The 17,712-nt window shown below is 43.3% G+C and carries 18 protein-coding genes; all 18 read left to right on the forward strand.

From position 1 onward, the window contains the following. Positions 1–204 precede the first annotated feature (204 nt). The 18 genes from DP73_RS23380 to DP73_RS06815 all read left to right on the forward strand — a co-directional run bounded on the left by DP73_RS23380 (position 205) and on the right by DP73_RS06815 (position 17,711). The gene (locus tag DP73_RS23380; protein ID WP_165574391.1) at positions 205–357 is read left to right on the forward strand and encodes a hypothetical protein; all 153 of its coding nucleotides are present in this window, start codon (positions 205–207) and stop codon (positions 355–357) included. 391 nt (positions 358–748) lie between these two features. After that, complete coding sequence (locus tag DP73_RS06735; protein WP_034598423.1) at positions 749–1,135, forward strand: flagellar protein FlaG; 387 nt, start codon at positions 749–751, stop codon at positions 1,133–1,135. Between the two features lie 351 nt (positions 1,136–1,486). Then, the gene (locus DP73_RS24170; RefSeq protein WP_034598424.1) at positions 1,487–3,457 is read left to right on the forward strand and encodes a flagellin; all 1,971 of its coding nucleotides are present in this window, start codon (positions 1,487–1,489) and stop codon (positions 3,455–3,457) included. A 328-nt stretch (positions 3,458–3,785) separates the two neighbouring features. Beyond that, entirely contained in the window at positions 3,786–5,606 is a 1,821-nt protein-coding gene (gene fliD, locus DP73_RS23385; RefSeq protein ID WP_165574392.1) for a flagellar filament capping protein FliD, read from the forward strand. Positions 5,607–5,626: 20 nt separating this feature from the next. Continuing rightward, on the forward strand, positions 5,627–6,019 hold the full coding sequence (fliS, locus tag DP73_RS06750; protein ID WP_034598425.1) for a flagellar export chaperone FliS: 393 nt from the start codon (positions 5,627–5,629) through the stop codon (positions 6,017–6,019). Continuing rightward, positions 6,019–6,351, forward strand: a complete 333-nt coding sequence (locus tag DP73_RS06755; RefSeq protein WP_034598426.1) for a hypothetical protein — start codon at positions 6,019–6,021, stop codon at positions 6,349–6,351. Before fliS ends, DP73_RS06755 begins: the two co-directional genes overlap by 1 nt. A 22-nt stretch (positions 6,352–6,373) precedes the next feature. Continuing rightward, on the forward strand, positions 6,374–6,742 hold the full coding sequence (locus DP73_RS06760; protein ID WP_034598427.1) for a flagellar protein FlaG: 369 nt from the start codon (positions 6,374–6,376) through the stop codon (positions 6,740–6,742). Between the two features lie 481 nt (positions 6,743–7,223). Next, positions 7,224–9,422 carry a chemotaxis protein CheA gene (locus tag DP73_RS06765; protein ID WP_034598428.1) on the forward strand — a complete coding sequence of 733 codons (2,199 nt, stop codon included), beginning with the start codon at positions 7,224–7,226 and terminating at the stop codon, positions 9,420–9,422. Positions 9,423–9,484: 62 nt separating this feature from the next. Then, positions 9,485–9,931: a chemotaxis protein CheW gene (locus DP73_RS06770; protein ID WP_034598429.1), complete on the forward strand. Its 447-nt coding sequence runs from the start codon at positions 9,485–9,487 to the stop codon at positions 9,929–9,931. Next, the gene (locus DP73_RS06775) at positions 9,918–11,117 is read left to right on the forward strand and encodes a chemotaxis response regulator protein-glutamate methylesterase (protein WP_034598711.1); all 1,200 of its coding nucleotides are present in this window, start codon (positions 9,918–9,920) and stop codon (positions 11,115–11,117) included. Before DP73_RS06770 ends, DP73_RS06775 begins: the two co-directional genes overlap by 14 nt. A 4-nt stretch (positions 11,118–11,121) precedes the next feature. Next, on the forward strand, positions 11,122–11,616 hold the full coding sequence (flgC, locus tag DP73_RS06780; protein WP_034598430.1) for a flagellar basal body rod protein FlgC: 495 nt from the start codon (positions 11,122–11,124) through the stop codon (positions 11,614–11,616). Between the two features lie 5 nt (positions 11,617–11,621). Beyond that, positions 11,622–11,957, forward strand: coding sequence for a flagellar hook-basal body complex protein FliE (fliE, locus tag DP73_RS06785; protein WP_034598431.1), 336 nt, complete (start codon positions 11,622–11,624; stop codon positions 11,955–11,957). 314 nt (positions 11,958–12,271) lie between these two features. Continuing rightward, complete coding sequence (gene fliF / locus DP73_RS06790; protein ID WP_034598432.1) at positions 12,272–13,864, forward strand: flagellar basal-body MS-ring/collar protein FliF; 1,593 nt, start codon at positions 12,272–12,274, stop codon at positions 13,862–13,864. Beyond that, positions 13,865–14,869, forward strand: a complete 1,005-nt coding sequence (gene fliG, locus DP73_RS06795; RefSeq protein WP_034598433.1) for a flagellar motor switch protein FliG — start codon at positions 13,865–13,867, stop codon at positions 14,867–14,869. It abuts the gene before it with no gap. Next, positions 14,853–15,701: a FliH/SctL family protein gene (locus DP73_RS06800; protein WP_034598434.1), complete on the forward strand. Its 849-nt coding sequence runs from the start codon at positions 14,853–14,855 to the stop codon at positions 15,699–15,701. Before fliG ends, DP73_RS06800 begins: the two co-directional genes overlap by 17 nt. After that, a complete protein-coding gene (fliI, locus tag DP73_RS06805) occupies positions 15,676–16,977 on the forward strand; it encodes a flagellar protein export ATPase FliI (RefSeq protein ID WP_034598435.1) in 1,302 nt (433 codons plus the stop codon). Before DP73_RS06800 ends, fliI begins: the two co-directional genes overlap by 26 nt. 28 nt (positions 16,978–17,005) lie before the next feature. After that, positions 17,006–17,464, forward strand: coding sequence for a flagellar FliJ family protein (locus tag DP73_RS06810; RefSeq protein WP_034598436.1), 459 nt, complete (start codon positions 17,006–17,008; stop codon positions 17,462–17,464). A 43-nt stretch (positions 17,465–17,507) separates the two neighbouring features. Then, on the forward strand, positions 17,508–17,711 hold the full coding sequence (locus DP73_RS06815; RefSeq protein WP_034598437.1) for a flagellar FlbD family protein: 204 nt from the start codon (positions 17,508–17,510) through the stop codon (positions 17,709–17,711). Position 17,712 lies beyond the last annotated feature (1 nt).

Genomic DNA, 17,712 nt, shown 5'->3' on the forward strand with positions numbered 1-17,712 from the left:
ATGCAAGCATTACAGCGAGCTACTACATCTACATAAGCCGAAAGTACAAACAGGCAGCAGTCGATCTACTCTAATCGTTTGAGGCTAAGCTCAATTATATAGTTTGAACCATGAGGACTACGGTAACACCCGTTAGTCCAGGTCATTAGAAATAAAACAGAAACAGACCATAATAGCTCTCATTAGAAGAGGAGGAAATGAATTTTGATGATCAAATGGGCAGTAGGTGGGGCAATCCTTGGGGGAATCGTTGGCTTATTCAATGGGGATAGCGTAGCAGCGATGACAGTCTTTGGTGGAGTATTAGCAGCAGCTCTGCGTAAGTGGATCCTCAGAAACTTTTGGATGTATGTGTGAACAATCTGATCATCAAAATGTTGTGTGACATTGAAAAACTAAATCTAAAGTCTAGTTTGCCAAATACCTTAGTGTAATTTCTGGAGAAGACGTTCAGGGAACTCCATATCTTCCAGAAGTTCAAGGGAAGTAGAAACTGGCACGCTTGCGCATAAAACAAGCCCAGCGAGGTATGCGCTGGACGTAGGCAATGTAAGGGTTGAAAGAAATGTAGGAGAAGGATATCGGGAACCTCTAGCTCTTTAAACTTCATGGTTAAAGGTTTATAATTTATCGGTCTAGCAAAGCTCTTCGCTCTTAATTTTAGGCTAATTAATTAAAGAAACGAATTATTCTTTCCGATAAATCAATAGAGAGTTATTCTTTAATTAAGCATCTGAGAGGTGTGGCAATGGACATCAATTCAGTGAGAGTACCCATCTTGCTAAACGACGCTGTATCGGTATCGTCTCTAGCCGATTCGGCAGAACAAGCCAGCAGAAAGTCTATTGATTTCGGTAATTTAGAAGCAGGCAAAGATCAAGCCCAAACAGTTGACTATGAAAAAGAATACAGCAGCGAAGAAATAAATCAGATTACGGATCGGCTAAATAAATTCATGGAAAATATCAATACAGACCTTCGTTTTGAAATTCATGAAAAGACTAATAGAGTAATGGTACAAGTCGTAAACTCCAAGGATAACACTGTTATTAAAGAGTTTCCACCGCATGAATTATTAGATACTTTAGCTGCAATCAGTGATTATGTAGGATTGTTATTAGATAAAAAAGCCTAGTATCTATAAAATAGTTATATACCAGCCCCTTCTCCAATATGAGATGGGGCTAGCTTCATTTGAAAAGCTATAATTTTGTTATTTGACTTACTAAAGCACAGCATTTCTCTATTTCTCGAATAGTTCTAAACGAGAGTAATTTAGAGAAAGAATTTGAAATTATTCGGTATTTGGCCAAAAACGGTCTTTTTTAGACTTAATGTGAGCGGAAAAGCCTATCGATAAAAGATATAGCAGGTTAATTTGAAACTACTTCTGTTCAATCGGCCGATGAGCGAAGTAATTAAATACCTGCTATAGAAAAAACGCCGGGCATGGACGCCTGGTTTAAAATCAAGGAGGAGTTTTTTTATGATTATCAACCACAACATGGCTTCCCTCAACACTTATCGCCAATTGAGCACCAACAATTCTAACAGCGCAAAGTCGCTAGAAAAACTCTCGTCAGGTCTCCGGATCAACAAAGCAGGTGACGATGCTGCTGGTTTGGCAATCAGCGAAAAAATGCGCGGTCAAATCCGTGGTTTAGACCAAGCAGCCCGTAACTCCCAAGATGGTATTTCCATGATTCAGACTGCTGAAGGTGGATTGAGCGAAACTCATGCTATTCTTCAGCGTATGAAAGAGCTCGCTACTCAGGCTGCCAATGATACTAACGTTGGAGCTGATAGAAACGAAATTCAGAAGGAAATTAACCAGTTGACTTCCGAGATTAATCGAATTGGCAATACCACTGAGTTTAACACGCAAAAATTATTAAACGGTGGTGGAGAAAAAGTTAATGCAGATATTTCTACGATCACTCGTGGAGGTATTGTTGGTGACACCGCTGGCTTCGCTGAAGTAACAGGAAGTACAGCTGAGGTACAGGGGGTATATACTCTAACCGTAGGCGCAACACCTCTGACGGCTGGTAGTACAGTCATTATTGGAGGAGAAACCTTCACAGGTGTCGCTGGTGCAGCTGATGCATCGTTAGGTCAGTTCAGCATAGACACCGATGCCGACGCGCAGGCTGCCAGCCTAGGAGCTGCTATTAATGCTAACCAAAATCTCCACGATCGGTTTGACAATGTTGCCGTAGCAACAAATGTTATTACATTAACTGAAAGAACAGGCCAAGCAACGGGTGTTGCACTTACCGCTTCTGTTGTTGGCACTGGTACTGCGGTTGCAGCTCAGACAACTGCTAGTGTTAAAGAAGTACAGGGTAAATACACCATCGATATAAATAAGGCATTCGAAGTCGCTGGTCAAACAATTACCATTGCTGGACAGGCTCTTACAGCTGTGGCTGCTAATGCAGATCCTTCCGCAGGTCAATTTAACATTAACTCTGACAAAGAACAACAAGCTAAAGATATTGCTGCTGCAATTAATGGCAATTCAACCCTAGGCGCAAGATTTGAGGCGACGGTTAAGGATGCTACGATTACCTTGACGGAAAAGGCTACTAAAGCAACAGGTGTAGATTTGACTGCTGCTAGTTTTGTAGACAGTGCTCCTACGGCCTCTGCAGGAAAGTATAATGTAGAGTTCATATCACCAGTACAAAATGGTGGCAGAATTACAATTGATGGGGTAGACATCGCGGTAACCACTGATAGTGAGAATGCTGGACTGGCTAATGGTACTGCAATGTTAGCTGGTGATACTCTAACTCAACAAGCGACAAGTTTAGCAAACGCAATCAACAGTAATGCAGAATTGAATTCCAAATATACTGCTACTGTAACAGGTGATAAGCTTACATTGACGCAAAAATCAGGTAAGGAGTCACTAGAGGCTCCTGAAGTATCCACTAACACATCCGATAACGATGTTTTTGAAGCTAAATTCCAAATTGGAGCAAACACCGCTCAAAGCATGACTATTGAAGTTGCTGATATGCGTTCGCAAGCTCTTAAGGTTTCAGGAACTACGGCTGGCGGCTCAATTACAGCGGCCAACGGTAATGTAGCGAGCCTAAAGGCCACTAAAGAAGTAACAAACGGTACAGATAATGCCAATGTTGAATATGCTCTTGATGTGTCAGATCATACTAAGGCAACCGCTGCCATCAGCGTTCTAGACGATGCTATTCAAAATGTATCTGCAGAGCGTTCCAAGCTAGGTGCTTACCAAAACCGTCTTGAGCACACAATTACCAACCTTGGAACCTCCAGTGAGAACCTGACCGCTGCTGAGTCTCGCATCCGCGATGTTGACATGGCTAAAGAAATGATGAACTTCCAAAAGAACAATATCCTTTCCCAAGCGGCTCAAGCTATGCTGGCTCAAGCAAACCAAGCTCCTCAAGGTGTTTTACAACTACTCCGTTAATTTCAAACGTAAAACAATTACAGCCATACCTGAGCCAGGAACGTTTGTTCCTGGCTCCTTTAATTAACTAAAGAAAATGGCTGTGCCTGGATCGAGGCGGAAGCAGAAAGACTCATGCTATGTCTGTTTATCGCCGATTCCAAGCTGAAAATGTCGCAAACTAAGCGACTTTTCTATTTTAAGGAATAATTGCAAGAATGCTTCGAAAAGGAATGAATTATCCTCTTTTTGAAGAAAAGGCTAAAGTATGTTAGTTGACTTTTCGATATTGTTTATAGAAGGATTGTAGAAAGCAAAGCTTTCTTTGTAGAGGGGGATTACTGTGGTAATGCGCACCTATGGACTAAGTGGATCAGGGATGGACGTAGACCAAATGGTTAAAGATTTAATGAAGGCCCGACGGGCTTCATATGATAAAATGTGGCAGAAGAAAACACAGTTAGAGTGGAAAAAAGCAGACTATAATACAATGTATAACACTCTGCGTGACTTCCGAAACACGACTGCGTTTAATTATAAATTGCAAAGCACATTAATGCCAAAAGTGGTTTCATCGACTGTTGAAAGTGTAGTCTCGGCAACAGCTAACGCAGATGCAGCAAATGTCAGTCATAGCATTAACGTTACCCAACTCGCTGAAGGCGCTAAGTTGACAAGTGAGGGAAGTATATCTGTTCCCTCAGCTAGCAAAGAAAATCTAAGCACTCAGTTTGGGCTGGCAACTGATACATATGATATCGTCCTTAAAAATGGCGCTTCTACTAAAACTATCAAAGTTGATACTAGTAAGAGCATTTACGAGTTTGTTAGTAGTATTAATAATTCTGGCATTGGCATTAAGGCTAGTTATGACGCTACACTCGATCGTTTTTTCATGAATACTACAGGAGCAGGGGCGAGTGTTGGAATTGATTTCTCTGGTACCGTTGATACAGACGGTCTTGATTTTATAAATAAGACTTTGAAGCTTGCTGATGTCACCACTCTTTCAACATCAGGGCAGACTAGTAGCGAAACCATTGGAGTTACAAACGGGACTGATCTGCTTTCCTCACTGGGTGTTACAAGTAATATTGTTTTAAAATTAACTAACGGGACAACTACTCAAGACATAACTGTCAAAAGCACCGATTCCTTAGATATGTTGATCAATAATATTAACTCTGCAGGTGTTAATGCCCAGGCAATATATGACAATTCTGATACTGATAATATTAAATTCACTCTTAAAGCAACCAGCGGAACCCTTAGCCTCGCCGGAAGCGACCAAGCTGCATTTAATTTTCTGAACGATAAATTAAAGCTCAATATATCTCAGACAACACCGAAACCTGTAGGAAAAGATGCTCAATTTAATTTAGACGGTGTGAATTTAACCCAATCCAGCAATAGTTTTACAATTTCTGGAGTAACTTATCAACTTAAGGCGCAAGGTTCATCAAATGTTGTCGTATCTGCCGATAATGACAAAGCAATCGCCAATGTCAAAGCCTTTATAGATGCTTACAATACAACACTAGAAAAAGTTTCTAGTGAATTGAACGAACAAAAATATTCAGACTACATGCCTCTTACAAGTGAACAAAAAGCAGATATGAAGGATTCCGAAATTACGGAATGGGAAAAAAGGTCAAAAAGTGGCATGCTACGTCATGACTCAATCTTGCAGGATACTCTCTATACATTGCGCAATGATATTGCATCCTCCGTTAATGGTCTTTCTGGTAAATATACAAACATGGCATCAATAGGTATAACCACAGGGGATTACACGGAAGGCGGCAAGCTTTATCTTGATGAAACCAAACTGAAGACAGCACTTGAAGAGGATCCAGATGTTGTAAGTAAGCTTTTTAGTACGAGTGGAGATAGTACAGCTAAACAAGGGGTAGCCGTCCGCTTCTATGAAACGTTGAAGACGTCTATGGATAAGATTGCCACCGTTGGAGGTTACAGCAGTACTACGGATGATGATACTGAAAGCAGTCTAGCGAAGTTAATTTCTCGTTATAATACTGATCTCACAAACCTGGATGATCGCCTTGAAGACATTGAAACCCGCTACTATAAACAATTTGATGCCATGGAAGTTGCCTTAAGTAAATTGAATCAACAGAGCAGCTGGCTTTCCGAACAATTTAGTACCTAAGCAAAATAGGAGGGTTAATTATGATGAACACACAGATGGCGAACGCTTATAAAAATCAGCAGATTATGACAGCATCGCCGGAACAATTGACATTGTTGCTCTATAATGGAGCATTGAGATTTTTAACTGAGAGCATAGCGGCAATGGAGAAAGGGGATTTACAAAAATCCCATAACGCGAATATACGTGTACAGGATATCGTCAGAGAGTTCATTAATACCTTGGATATGAGCTATGAGCTTTCCAAAAGATGGGCTCAACTTTACGAATACACTGAGTACTGCCTTATTCAAGGTAACATTAAAAAGGATATTGAACAGCTTCAGAATGCAAAAAGTATTTTGCATGAAATGCGGGAAGCTTGGACGGAGGCCATGAAACAAACCCATGTGGCAAGGGCAGTCGGTAAGTGATGGAAGGCAGTTTATCGGGCAAATCCTTGTGGCAGAACTATCATTTTTTGACGAAGGAAATGATTAAGTTTCTGAGCAGAAAAGACATGGAACTTTTTAATGAACTGATGAATCAACGTGAACGGTTGCAAATCGTAATTGATCAAGTTGATGATGGTTTCAAGGTTTCATTAGAAGGGCGGGCTCTTCTTACAGAAATTAATGAGGATAACCTAAAAATTATTGAAAACTTGCAAGTATTGCGTGGCAAGTCTAAACAACAACATCAAGTGTCCCAGGCTTACAATGCGGCAAGCACAACCGCTGTCAGTCAAATGAACTGGAAACGTTAATTAAAACCAGGAGGGATTTATTTTGATCAATCCCATTCAACCCAATACTCAGACTACGATGATTCCCATGGATGCCTTTTCTGGACAAAAGCTTGAAAGATCTCAAGATACTCCTCGTAATGTCGTTGATCGCAAGAAGGAAACCTCTTCTGCTAGAGAGGAGATTCCCCGCGAGGAAGTAGAAAAAGCGACAGAAAAGCTTAATCGACTGATGGGAATCATTAATAAGCGCTATGAATTTAGTATTCATGAAAGTTCCCAACGTCTTACTGTTAGGATTGTTGATCAAGATAGTGGGGAAATAATTGATGAAGTCCCTTCGAAAAGGATGTTAGAGCTCTTAGAATCCTTTAATGAGATGGCCGGACTGCTTTTTGACAGGTTAGTCTAAAGGGGAATTAATATATGATACTTTATTAGGGCAATTGAAAGAATACATAATCTTTAAAAGAAACCAGGAAGCGATTTGCTCTTCCTGGTTTCTTTTTGCCCAAAAGTCCTATAAGGTTGTGACAAATTTACTATATTGTGGTTTTACCTAGAGTGCTATTGTTAGCGAGTATACATTTTTTTCCGTAAATTTGTTTTTTCCAAGAATTTTACAAAAAATACATGAGTAATTTGTCGAAAAAAGTATATACGTTTTTATGACTTGATGCTACTATAAGAATAGTGTAAGGGAAATATCTTTATATGTTTTTTTGGAGGAATTCTAAAAAAAATGGCGAATAAAAAGTAATTGAGGAAATTTATCCCTTCAATCGATCTAATACATAGGTAAGATAGGCGCGATTATTAGGATTCATATCATTATATGATGACTTACGAAGTAATTAGTATTATTGTATCAAAAAAGATAGGGGTGGCGAGGCGTGAGTCAAAACGACAACAAGAATCAAGGGGTCGATTTGGGAGAGTTTGTAGAGTTTTATCTATTAGATTCTCAAGAACAGATTGAAAAGCTCGGTGCTGGTCTCTTACAGCTTGAGAAAGAGGGGGGGAATATTGGACTCATCAATGATTTGTTCCGCTCAGCTCACAGCCTAAAGGGAGCTTCCGGAACAATGGGGTTCACGCCAATTGTTGCCCTAACCCATGCTGCCGAAGATTTATTGGATCATTTGCGACAAGGAAAAATGGATGTTTCACTGGAAATGATCGATGTATTATTAGCGGTGACTGATCGAGTGAAAGCAATGTTAGCTCAGGTTGAGCAGCGAGAGGAAATCAGCATTGAGTTCCAAGATTTAGCCTCTACTATGCGGGAATTATTAGATGGGGAGAATGCAGTTGAAGCTAAAGATCCTCAGATCCCGCAGGGTGAAGCTGAAGAAGTCGTGAAGTTTGTTCCCCAGAACTTTGATTTAACAACAGACGAACGTGAAAAAGTTAGCGATGCACAAAGTCTTGGACGTGGCGTTTATCAAATAGATGTGAAACTTGTTCCGAATACTCTTATGAAGGCCGTTCGAGCTGTCATGGCGACTCAGCGCCTTGAAGGAATGGGCTCAGTAATCAAATTTGTGCCGAGTATTGAGGATTTGGAAGTTGGCAATGCAGATGACTTCTTCATACTTGTGAACTCCGATGAGCCTCAGGAGGAGATTCGAAGAGAACTGCTAGAAATTTCCGAACTGGCAGATGTGATTGTACACCATTATCCAAGTGTTATTTCAACTGAAGAAGCTAACCCTGAGGAGCAGAAACGGGGTCAAAAGACTTCTGATTTGGATTTAAAAACAGAGGCTGATACAGTCTCCAATACAATAACTGAAGAAAACGTCGTCAAACCCGCAGTTGCTCAGAAACCTAAAGTAGAGTCAAAAATAGTGACGAAAACTTCTGGAGCAAGTGAAGCTATTCACGGAGAAGGCAACACTCAAGTGCATACGATTCGTGTTGACACGGTTCGTATGGACAATTTGATTAATCTTGTCGGTGAAATGGTTATTACCAGGACTCGGCTAGTGCAAATTGGCTTGGATTTAAAGGCTCAATATAATACAGATGTTATGGTCAATAATTTGAACGAGGCAAATGTTTACCTGGGTCGTTTAATGAATGATCTGCAAGAAAGTGTTATGCGCTTGAGAATGGTGGCCATTGGCACAGTCTTTAATCGTTTCCCTCGTTTAGTTCGTGATTTGGCCAAAAAAACTGGCAAGGAAATTGATCTGGTCTTAAAAGGGGAAGATACGGAACTGGATAAGACCGTTGTTGAAGTCATTGGGGATCCGTTGATGCATCTCATTCGAAATTCAGTGGATCATGGTATCGAGTCTCCAGAAGATCGTAAGGCTGCCGGTAAATCGGAAGTTGGTACAATTACCCTCAATGCTTATCATGAAGGGAATCACATAGCGATTCTTATTTCGGATGATGGGGCAGGCTTGGATCTGGAAAAAATCCGCAACAAAGCTGTTACCAAGGGACTGATTGGAGAGCGGGAAGAACTATCCGAACGGGATATCGCTAATCTAATCTTCTTGCCGGGATTTAGTACTGCAGACGTGGTTACAGACATTTCCGGCCGAGGGGTTGGAATGGACGTCGTTAAGAAGGCCTTAAATAATCTGGGGGGCATGGTAGATATTACTACCCGCAAAGGGAAAGGAAGTACCTTTACGATCCGATTGCCCTTGACCCTGGCAATTATTCAAGCTCTCCTTGTCGAAGTTGGACAAGAAATCTATGCTGTGCCCCTTTCCTCAGTTCTAGAGACTCTTCTGGTTAGTCGAGAGGAGATTAAGACTGTAGGCGGTCTGCCAATGGTTCAACTCCGGGGAAACACCTTGCCGCTGATTTCTTTACAAGAAAAGTTTGATCTACCCACTCCGGAAGAGGAAAGCAGTGAAGTCTTTGTTGTAGTGGTAGGCTTTGGAGATAAAGCCTTAGGGCTTATAGTGGATGAACTTCGTGGTCAGCAAGAAGTTGTTATAAAATCTTTAGGTGATTTCTTAGCGAATCTCCCCGGAATTGCCGGGGCTACGATTCTAGGAGACGGAAAAGTAACCCTGATCCTGGATATCGGTTCCTTAATTCAAGATGTCTTGGTTACAAGAAGAAACTAGGAGCGGGCGGTTCGAACCACGAATATCGAACCACGAATATCGAAAAAAGGGAGTGTTTATCAATGGCTGAAGAACAGTTAGTAACGTTTAGCTTAGGGTCGGAAGAGTTTGGCGTTGACATTATGCGTGTTCAAGAGATTATTCGCATTCCACCCATTACTCGAGTGCCAAAGGCAGAGGACTATATTGAAGGTGTTATTAATCTCAGAGGAAATGTAATTCCGGTGATCAGTTTGCGTACTCGTTTTGGAATGGGTCGGGTAGAAGAGACTGACTTGAGCAGGATTGTTGTTCTGCAGGTGCAATCAAAGGTGTTTGGGGTTCGGGTGGATGCAGTAACTGAAGTGCTGCGCTTAGATAGTGAAGCCATAGAACCGCCTCCGCCGATTGCCTTAGGCATGGATTCTCAGTTTATTCGCGGAGTTGGTAAAATCGGGGAACGTTTATTAATCCTCCTGGATCTTGATCATATCATGGGTGGAGAGTTAAGCCATGATGTCAGCGCCTAGGCAAATTGGGGTTCTGATCGTCGATGATTCACCTTTTATGAGATTAACTCTACAAAAAATTCTTAGTCAAGATCCCTCCATTAAGGTTTTGGATACTGCGAAAGATGGGCGTGAGGGAATACTTAAGCTTCAATCTCTTCGCCCAGACGTAATAACTATGGATGTGGAGATGCCTGTCATGAATGGGCTTCAGGCCCTAGACGAAATTATGCGCTGGCAACCGACTTCAGTAATCATTTTGAGTGCTGTGACAACGGAAGGGGCAGAGTCTACCTTGAAGGCTTTTGATCTAGGTGCAGTAGATGTTGTAGCTAAGCCATCGGGAAAACCGGGCGCGGATTTGCAGGTTCTATCTCGTGATTTAGTAGAAAAGGTTAAAGCTGCGGCTTTGGTCAATCTTGCGCGCCTTAGACCTAATAAGGGTTTAGCTTCTTCTCAACAGAACCCTTCTACAGCAGCAGTCTCTTCAAGCACTGCAGCAACTGTTCAGCCTGGTATTACGAAGATTACATCCCCCAAGTCACCCTCATCGGCTTCGAGTGTAAGCTCAGGAAATGTTGCTCGGACATTTTCGGGAGTTAAGAGTGGGGTGCTGCCTAAACATCCTGTGGAAATTGTGGCCATTGGCACTTCAACAGGCGGACCCTCAGCTCTACAAGCTGTCTTGCCCGTGCTTCCGAAAAATTTTCCGGTTCCTGTATTAGTAGCCCAACATATGCCGCCCGGTTTTACCGGCCCTCTGGCTCAACGCTTAAATGGGTTATGTGAACTCAACGTTCGAGAAGGGGTCAATGGAGAGGTATTAAAAGCGGGTACGGTGTATGTGGCTCCGGCAGGGAAACAACTTCAAGTTCAGCGTCGATCCGGTCAGTTGACCCTTAATATTGGGGATGATTCCCCAATCCCTACACTTTATCATCCTTCCGTTGATGTGATGTTCCTTTCCCTGGGCAAGGAAGTAGGGAAAGGGACTCTGGGAGTGGTTATGACCGGCATGGGAAGTGATGGTACTAAGGGGATGAAAGAGCTTAAGAAACTCGAGGGGTTTGCCATCGCTGAGGCTGAAGAAACCTGTGTAGTCTATGGGATGCCTAGGTCTATAGTGGAAGCCGGGCTTGCTGACCGGGTTGTGCCCCTTGGCGAGATTGGAAAAGTCATTGTGGAATGTGTTATGAGGAGGGGATAAGTCTATGGGGCTCTTTGGAGCAATGGAGATTAGTGCTTCCGGGCTGACTGCCCAGCGCTTAAGGATGGATCTTACCGCCAATAATATTGCCAATATAAATACTACCCGTACCGGAGAACTGACCGCCGCGGGCAATCAGATCCCCTATACCCGTCAAGTTGCTGTGTTTGTTCCTCGTCCTCCGGAAACTAATTTTTCAAAAGTTCTGGGCGAAGCAATGGGCAACGGTGTTAAAAACGTTGGCAATGGAGTTCAAGTATCCCGAATTCAAAACGATGCAACTGAACCCTATCGTTTAGAATATAACCCTGACTCACCGGATGCGGCGCAAGTGGCTGAGGCTGGATTGCCGGTAGGCTATGTACGTCAGCCCAATGTGAACATTGTGACGGAAATGGTTGATATGATGACTGCGGCAAGGGCCTATGAAGCCAACGTAACGGCTCTTAATGTCAGTAAGTCAATGGCTACCAAAGCACTTGAAATTGGAAGGGGTTAATTTAGATGAGTGTTCTTCCGATAGCACCTATTATGCCGCTGGGGCCATTAACTGCCGTTAACCCATCCGGCCTTGAGACAACACCTAAGGTAGGTTCCGGTGACGGTGCCCAAAAAGCTGGGGCAGACTTCTCGAAATTCTTAAGTGATGCCCTCAATCAAGTAGATGCCCTACAAACTGAGGGGGATAAGGCCACAGTGGCCTTAGCGACGGGGCAGGTTCAGGATTTGTCTGAGGTAATGGTAGCTTTAGAAAAAGCCAGTTTGTCTTTGTCTTTGACCGTAGCAACTCGTGATAAGGTATTAGATGCTTATAATCAAGTAATGCGTATGCAAATTTGATTAAGTGTTAAACAAAGCATTCTATTTATGTGCATTTTTCATGAGATTAATTTTTTAAAGACTTACAGAAAAGAATTTCGGTTGTGTTCTTATATATATACGTTTTTACAAATGATTTTCTCGGGGTTATTTAATTCAATAATTTCGATGAACTATAATTAATAGAACAGAGCGAGGAGCATCATGAAGGCTTTCATAATAAGCTTGGGGTATCGATCAAGGCGTATTCGAGCTGCCAATCCTTCAAAAGCGAAGGTCTCAATTCAAACCTCGCTTTTCGAACATAACCTATCAAAAGAAAGGAGGAGCCAAGGGTGAATTTTTCTTGGGCAAGAATAAAAGAATCGGTATTAACATTTTGGAATAGACTTTCAAGCCCACAGAAAATAATCACTGTGCTTGCTCCTCTTATAGTTGCCGGAGCATTAATATATCTGATCACATGGGCCGGGCGACCACAATATGTAGCTCTTTTCACTAAGCTGAGTGATACAGAAGCTGGTGCCATTACTACTAAGTTAAAAGATCTCAAAGCCGATTATAAGCTGGAGGATAACGGATCAACGATTATGGTTCCCCAGCAGACAGCGGCAGATTTACGATTACAACTAGCCAGTGCCGGACTTCCTCAACAGAGTAAATTTAGTTTTGACAGTTTGGATACCATGCGACTTGGCGAAACAGATGCTGATAGGAAGTTACGTTATGTTCTCGGATTACAGAACGAATTGGAGAATACCCTCAAGACGTTAAACGGTGTGGAGGATGCCCGGGTACACATTGTAATGCCTGAACCTTCATTATTTGTTGATAGTCAAAAAGCAGCCACTGCAGCAGTGACCTTGAAACTTGTCCCGAGCACCAAACTTGGCGAAGATCAGGTGCGTGCTATCGCTAATTTATTAGCCGGCTCGATCGAAGGACTGCAACCCGAGAATGTGACGATTGTGGACACCGGCGGAAATGTTTTATCCGATGTTTTGAAAGATAGTACTGATCCTCAGAAATTAACGGGAACTCAATATCAGCTTAAACAAACCGTTGAAGAAGATACTCGAAAATCATTACAGAGTATGTTGGATCGTGTCTTGGGGTCTGGTAAAACAGTTGTCCGAATCAATGCTGTATTAGACTTTGACCAGAAAAAGATTGTTAAGCAGATTAACGGTCCGGGTGCTGTGGTAAGTGAGCAGAACTCTAATGAGAGTTCGACAAATGGGGCTGTGGGAGCAGCCGGAGGAACGCCGGGATTAGATGCTAACGGTGCTCCAACTTATCCTGCTACCCAAGACCAGAATTCCACATCTACCAAAGTCACCAGTACCAAAAACTATCAAGTTGATACTACCCAAGAGGAACAAGTGGTAAGCCCGGGGAGTGTAAAACGCCTTTCCGTCTCGGTAATGGCTGATGAAGACACTGTTACCCAGGAACAACTGGAGCAAATTAAGACAATTTTAGCTTCGGCAGCGGGGGTAGACGCCAACCGTGGGGATGATATCCAAGTTGCTGCTATACCCTTTAATAAGTCTGATTTACAAAATGAGCTGACAGCAATGGAAGAGGCTAAAAAGCGCCAGCAGCTTATTACCTATGCAGAAATTGGTGCGGCAGCTTTGCTTGGCTTAATTATGTTGTTCGTCTTTCTGCGTAAGCGCGCTCGCAAAAAACGTGCTGAGAAAATGTTGGAGCTGAATAGCTCAGAGCCTGTGTCACTTGCTACCGCCGAACTATTGATGGCTCAACAGAAGGCAGAGGAAGAAGTAGAGTTGCAATTATCTCAGAAGGCTAAGTCGGCGGAAGAGATTCAGAGACAGAAAATTAAAGAGGCTGTTGAACTATATTCCCGCAATAACCCGGATGAGGCCGCCCGTCTTGTTAAAACATGGCTATCGGAGGAGAAGTAGATGGCACAAGCTTTGAACGGAATCCAAAAAGCAGCGATCCTCATGATTGCTTTAGGTTCCGAAAACTCAGCAAATGTGGTTAAGCACTTGGGAGATCAGGAAATAGAACAATTAACCCTGGAAATGGCCAATGTTGGTAAGATATCTCCCGAACAACGCGATCATGTGGTTGATGAATTTTACCAAATGTGTATGGCTAATGATTACATTTCCCAGGGAGGAATCGATTATGCTCGGGACGTGTTAGAACGAGCCCTTGGAGAAACTCGGGCCTTTGAAATCATTAGTCGCTTATCGACTTCACTGAAAATGAGGCCCTTCGATCTTGTGCGTCGGACTGATCCCAAACAGCTTTTTTCCTTTATTCAAGGGGAACATCCTCAGACCATTGCCTTGATCATGACTCACCTCCCCGTTGAAAAAGCAGCAACCTTACTGGCCAGCTTGAGCGCAGACCGACAAGCAGATGTGGCTAAGCGTATAGCCACAATGGGTAGAACTAGTCCGGAAGTACTAAAAGAAATTGAAAAAGTCTTAGAACGTAAAATTTCCAGCTTGGCTCCCACGGATTACACAGCCTCCGGCGGAATTCAAAGTATTGTTGATGTGCTTAATAGGACTGATCAGGGAACTGTTAAGGTGGTCATGGATTCCCTGGAAGTTGAAGATCCTGATTTGGCCGAACAGATTAAGCGGCAGATGTTTGTCTTCGAAGATATCGTTATGCTGGATGACCGGGGTATTCAACTTGTCCTGCGTGATGTTGAAACAAAAGATCTTGGCTTGGCGTTGAAAGGATCTAATCCCGAGGTGGCTCAGAAAATTATGGCCAACATGTCTTCACGAGCCAGTCAAATGCTCAAGGACGATATGGAGTTTATGGGACCTGTACGACTGCGTGATGTCGAAGAGGCACAGCAGCGTATCGTAAAAGTTATTCGTAAGCTTGAAGAAAGTGGTGCCATCGTTATCTCTAGAGGAGGCAGTGATGAGATTATCTATTAATGGTCGTGTCGTCAAAAGCTGGGATGTAGAGGTATCAACACCGAGAATGGTGGAAAATCATGAAGGGTTCCAACAATTAGGCAGTTGTTTAGCGGTTCTTACGGTTGGCGAGGAGATTGAATCTACTGAAAAGCCTGATCTGCCTAATTGGAGAGAATCATCAGAGATGAATGAACAAGTTAATCAAATTCTCGAAGACGCTAAAGAGAAGGCAGCCCAAATCATAAGTAACGCTGAAGCTGAAGCTCAGAAAATGCTCACCCAAGCTGAGGCCCATGTACAGGAACTTCTGGATCAAGCCCAAGCAGGTCTCGAGCACTTGCAGCAGGAGGTTAGAGAGAGTACCAGAGCGGAGATCTATCCAATTGCGCAGGAAGAGGGATATCAAGAGGGCATAAAAGCGGGAGAAGCTGAGGGAAAGAGGCTCACTGAAAACGCCAATCAATTGCTTAAACTAGCTCAGAGGGCGGTTCAGGAAGAATATGCCAAGGTGGATAGAGAACTGCTTCATTTAGCCGTTAAAATTGCTGAGCGGATTGTACGTTCCACCTTAGCTGTTGAACCGCAGAGATTGGTTGGGATTATCCAATCTTTAACCTTGTTGCCTTTAGAACGAGAAGGTTGGCGACTTCATGTATCCCCAGATGATGCCCGTTGGTTGGAGGGAAACCTCCCATGCCCTTGGGTTGTCGATGAGTCGTTAAACTCCGGTGATTGTTTCCTGGAATGTCAAGAGGGGATCTTTGATGGACGGCTGGAGGCTCAATTAGAGAAATTAGAACATTCCTTACGAGAGGAGATCGAACATGGGGGCGTGGAATCTGTTAGCTGAGACTGTGGATCGCTTAGAGCCATTCTCGGCTCAAGGCAGGGTCTCCAAGATTGTCGGTTTAATGGTAGAATCAGCGGGTCCTCGGGCTAGTGTGGGAGAGTATTGCCATATCATTACCCGAGACGGCCTTGAACTTCCGGCTGAAGTTGTAGGTTTTCGAGATTCTACAACCCTGTTGATGCCTCTGGGAGAGCTCGAAGGAATTGCTCCCGGAGACCGTGTTCTTTCTCAACGGCAAAAGTTGACAGTGTCTGTAGGTCCGGGACTACTCGGTCGGATTCTGGATGGCTTGGGCCATCCTTTGGATGGGCGCCCACTTCAGACAATAGCAGCTTACCCTCTGCAGAATAAACCGCCCAGTGCTATACTCCGTCCTCGAATTCGAGATACACTAAGTGTTGGGGTTAGAACGATTGACGGAATCCTTACCATTGGCCGGGGGCAGAGGATGGGTATTTTCGCCGGGTCAGGTGTAGGGAAAAGTACCCTGCTGGGAATGATGGCAAGAAATACTGTTGCAGATATCAATGTTATCGCCCTGATCGGTGAGCGTGGTCGAGAATTACGGGATTTTATTGAGAAGGATTTAGGTCCGGAAGGCTTAGCCCGATCTGTAATTATTGTAGCTACATCAGATCAGCCAGCCTTAGTGCGCTTAAAGGCAGCCCTCACTGCTACAGCTGTTGCAGAGTATTTCAGGGATCAAGGAAAAAACGTTCTCCTAATGATGGACTCGGTTACTCGATTTGCAATGGCTCAAAGAGAAGTTGGCCTGACGGTGGGAGAACCCCCGGCGACTCGCGGATACCCACCTTCTGTCTTTGCACTTTTGCCAAAGTTGCTGGAAAGAGCGGGGATGGCGGAGGTAGGAAGTATTACCGGGATTTACACGGTTTTAGTGGATGGAGATGACCATAATGAGCCTATCGCCGACTCGGTGCGAGGTATTCTGGATGGGCATATTGTTTTAACCAGAGAATTAGCTATGCAGAACATGTTTCCGGCAATAGACATATTGCAATCCGTTAGTCGGGTTATGAATGACGTTGTCAGCCCTGACCAAAAAACATTAGCGGGTCAGGTACGTGAATATATCGCTATCTATCGTGATGCTAAGGATTTAATTGATATTGGGGCATATACTCCGGGAAGTAATCCTAAGATTGATGCTGCCATTGCTCATATGGATCGTATTCAAGGGTTTTCTCGGCAAATGGTCGACGAATATGTTACCTATCAAGAGATGCTTAAACAATTGCAAGGGATTTTTAGTTAGGGTGGGTACTGGATAAGGAGTGAAAGGAATGGCGCGATTTCGGTTTCGCTTAGATGCAAGCCTTCAGATAGCTCAACAGGTCTTCGAATCAGCCCAACAAGAGTACGCTATGGAACTCCAGCGTTGGCAGAACTATGTTCAGGCCTTTAAGGTTCAACAAACTTGTTATAACGAAGCCCAAGAAGGCCAGCGGGAGGCGGGACGGCACCGACCGGAGGAACTTGGAATTTGCCAAGTATATGCAATGGAACAAAAACAAAGACTTCGTCAGTGTGAAGCAAGACAGCGAGAGCAAAAAATTGTCCTGGAGAAGTCTCGCAACTATTTATTAGAGGCACATCGTGAAGTAGAAAAGTACGAGCGTCTCAAAGAGAAACAAGCAACCGCCTTTCGAGAAGCTGAGTTGCAGAAGGAACAAAAGATACTTGATGAGACTGGACAAGTCCTTCATTGGCTTGGCAGAAAAGCTATCAGTGAACTTGTCTAGTTAAAGTAGTTTGTAATGTATGATGATCGGAAGGGATGAAGTTATGATTTATGTTACTCGTTTAAATGGAAAACAATTTGCTTTGAATCCCGACCTAATTGAACTAATGGAAGAAACCCCGGATACGGTTATTACCTTAACGGGAGGAAATAAATACGTGGTATCAGAGGCAATCGAAGTTCTCATCGAACGTATTGCCGAATTCCGCAGACGTTGTTATCAGACTTATAAAGTGGAGGAGCAATAAA

Origin of the sequence: Desulfosporosinus sp. HMP52 (genome assembly GCF_000765145.1) — a bacterium.
Lineage (GTDB): Bacteria > Bacillota > Desulfitobacteriia > Desulfitobacteriales > Desulfitobacteriaceae > Desulfosporosinus.

Coding starts and splice junctions, on each gene's coding strand:
- DP73_RS06800 (WP_034598434.1), top strand. CDS start 14,853: ATGAGATTATCTATTAATGGTCGTGTCGTCAAAAGCTGGGATGTAGAG.
- DP73_RS06775 (WP_034598711.1), top strand. CDS start 9,918: ATGTCAGCGCCTAGGCAAATTGGGGTTCTGATCGTCGATGATTCACCT.
- fliI (WP_034598435.1), top strand. CDS start 15,676: ATGGGGGCGTGGAATCTGTTAGCTGAGACTGTGGATCGCTTAGAGCCA.
- flgC (WP_034598430.1), top strand. CDS start 11,122: ATGGGGCTCTTTGGAGCAATGGAGATTAGTGCTTCCGGGCTGACTGCC.
- DP73_RS06815 (WP_034598437.1), top strand. CDS start 17,508: ATGATTTATGTTACTCGTTTAAATGGAAAACAATTTGCTTTGAATCCC.
- DP73_RS06735 (WP_034598423.1), top strand. CDS start 749: ATGGACATCAATTCAGTGAGAGTACCCATCTTGCTAAACGACGCTGTA.
- fliE (WP_034598431.1), top strand. CDS start 11,622: ATGAGTGTTCTTCCGATAGCACCTATTATGCCGCTGGGGCCATTAACT.
- DP73_RS06810 (WP_034598436.1), top strand. CDS start 17,006: ATGGCGCGATTTCGGTTTCGCTTAGATGCAAGCCTTCAGATAGCTCAA.
- DP73_RS24170 (WP_034598424.1), top strand. CDS start 1,487: ATGATTATCAACCACAACATGGCTTCCCTCAACACTTATCGCCAATTG.
- fliD (WP_165574392.1), top strand. CDS start 3,786: ATGCGCACCTATGGACTAAGTGGATCAGGGATGGACGTAGACCAAATG.
- DP73_RS06770 (WP_034598429.1), top strand. CDS start 9,485: ATGGCTGAAGAACAGTTAGTAACGTTTAGCTTAGGGTCGGAAGAGTTT.
- fliS (WP_034598425.1), top strand. CDS start 5,627: ATGATGAACACACAGATGGCGAACGCTTATAAAAATCAGCAGATTATG.
- DP73_RS06755 (WP_034598426.1), top strand. CDS start 6,019: ATGGAAGGCAGTTTATCGGGCAAATCCTTGTGGCAGAACTATCATTTT.
- fliG (WP_034598433.1), top strand. CDS start 13,865: ATGGCACAAGCTTTGAACGGAATCCAAAAAGCAGCGATCCTCATGATT.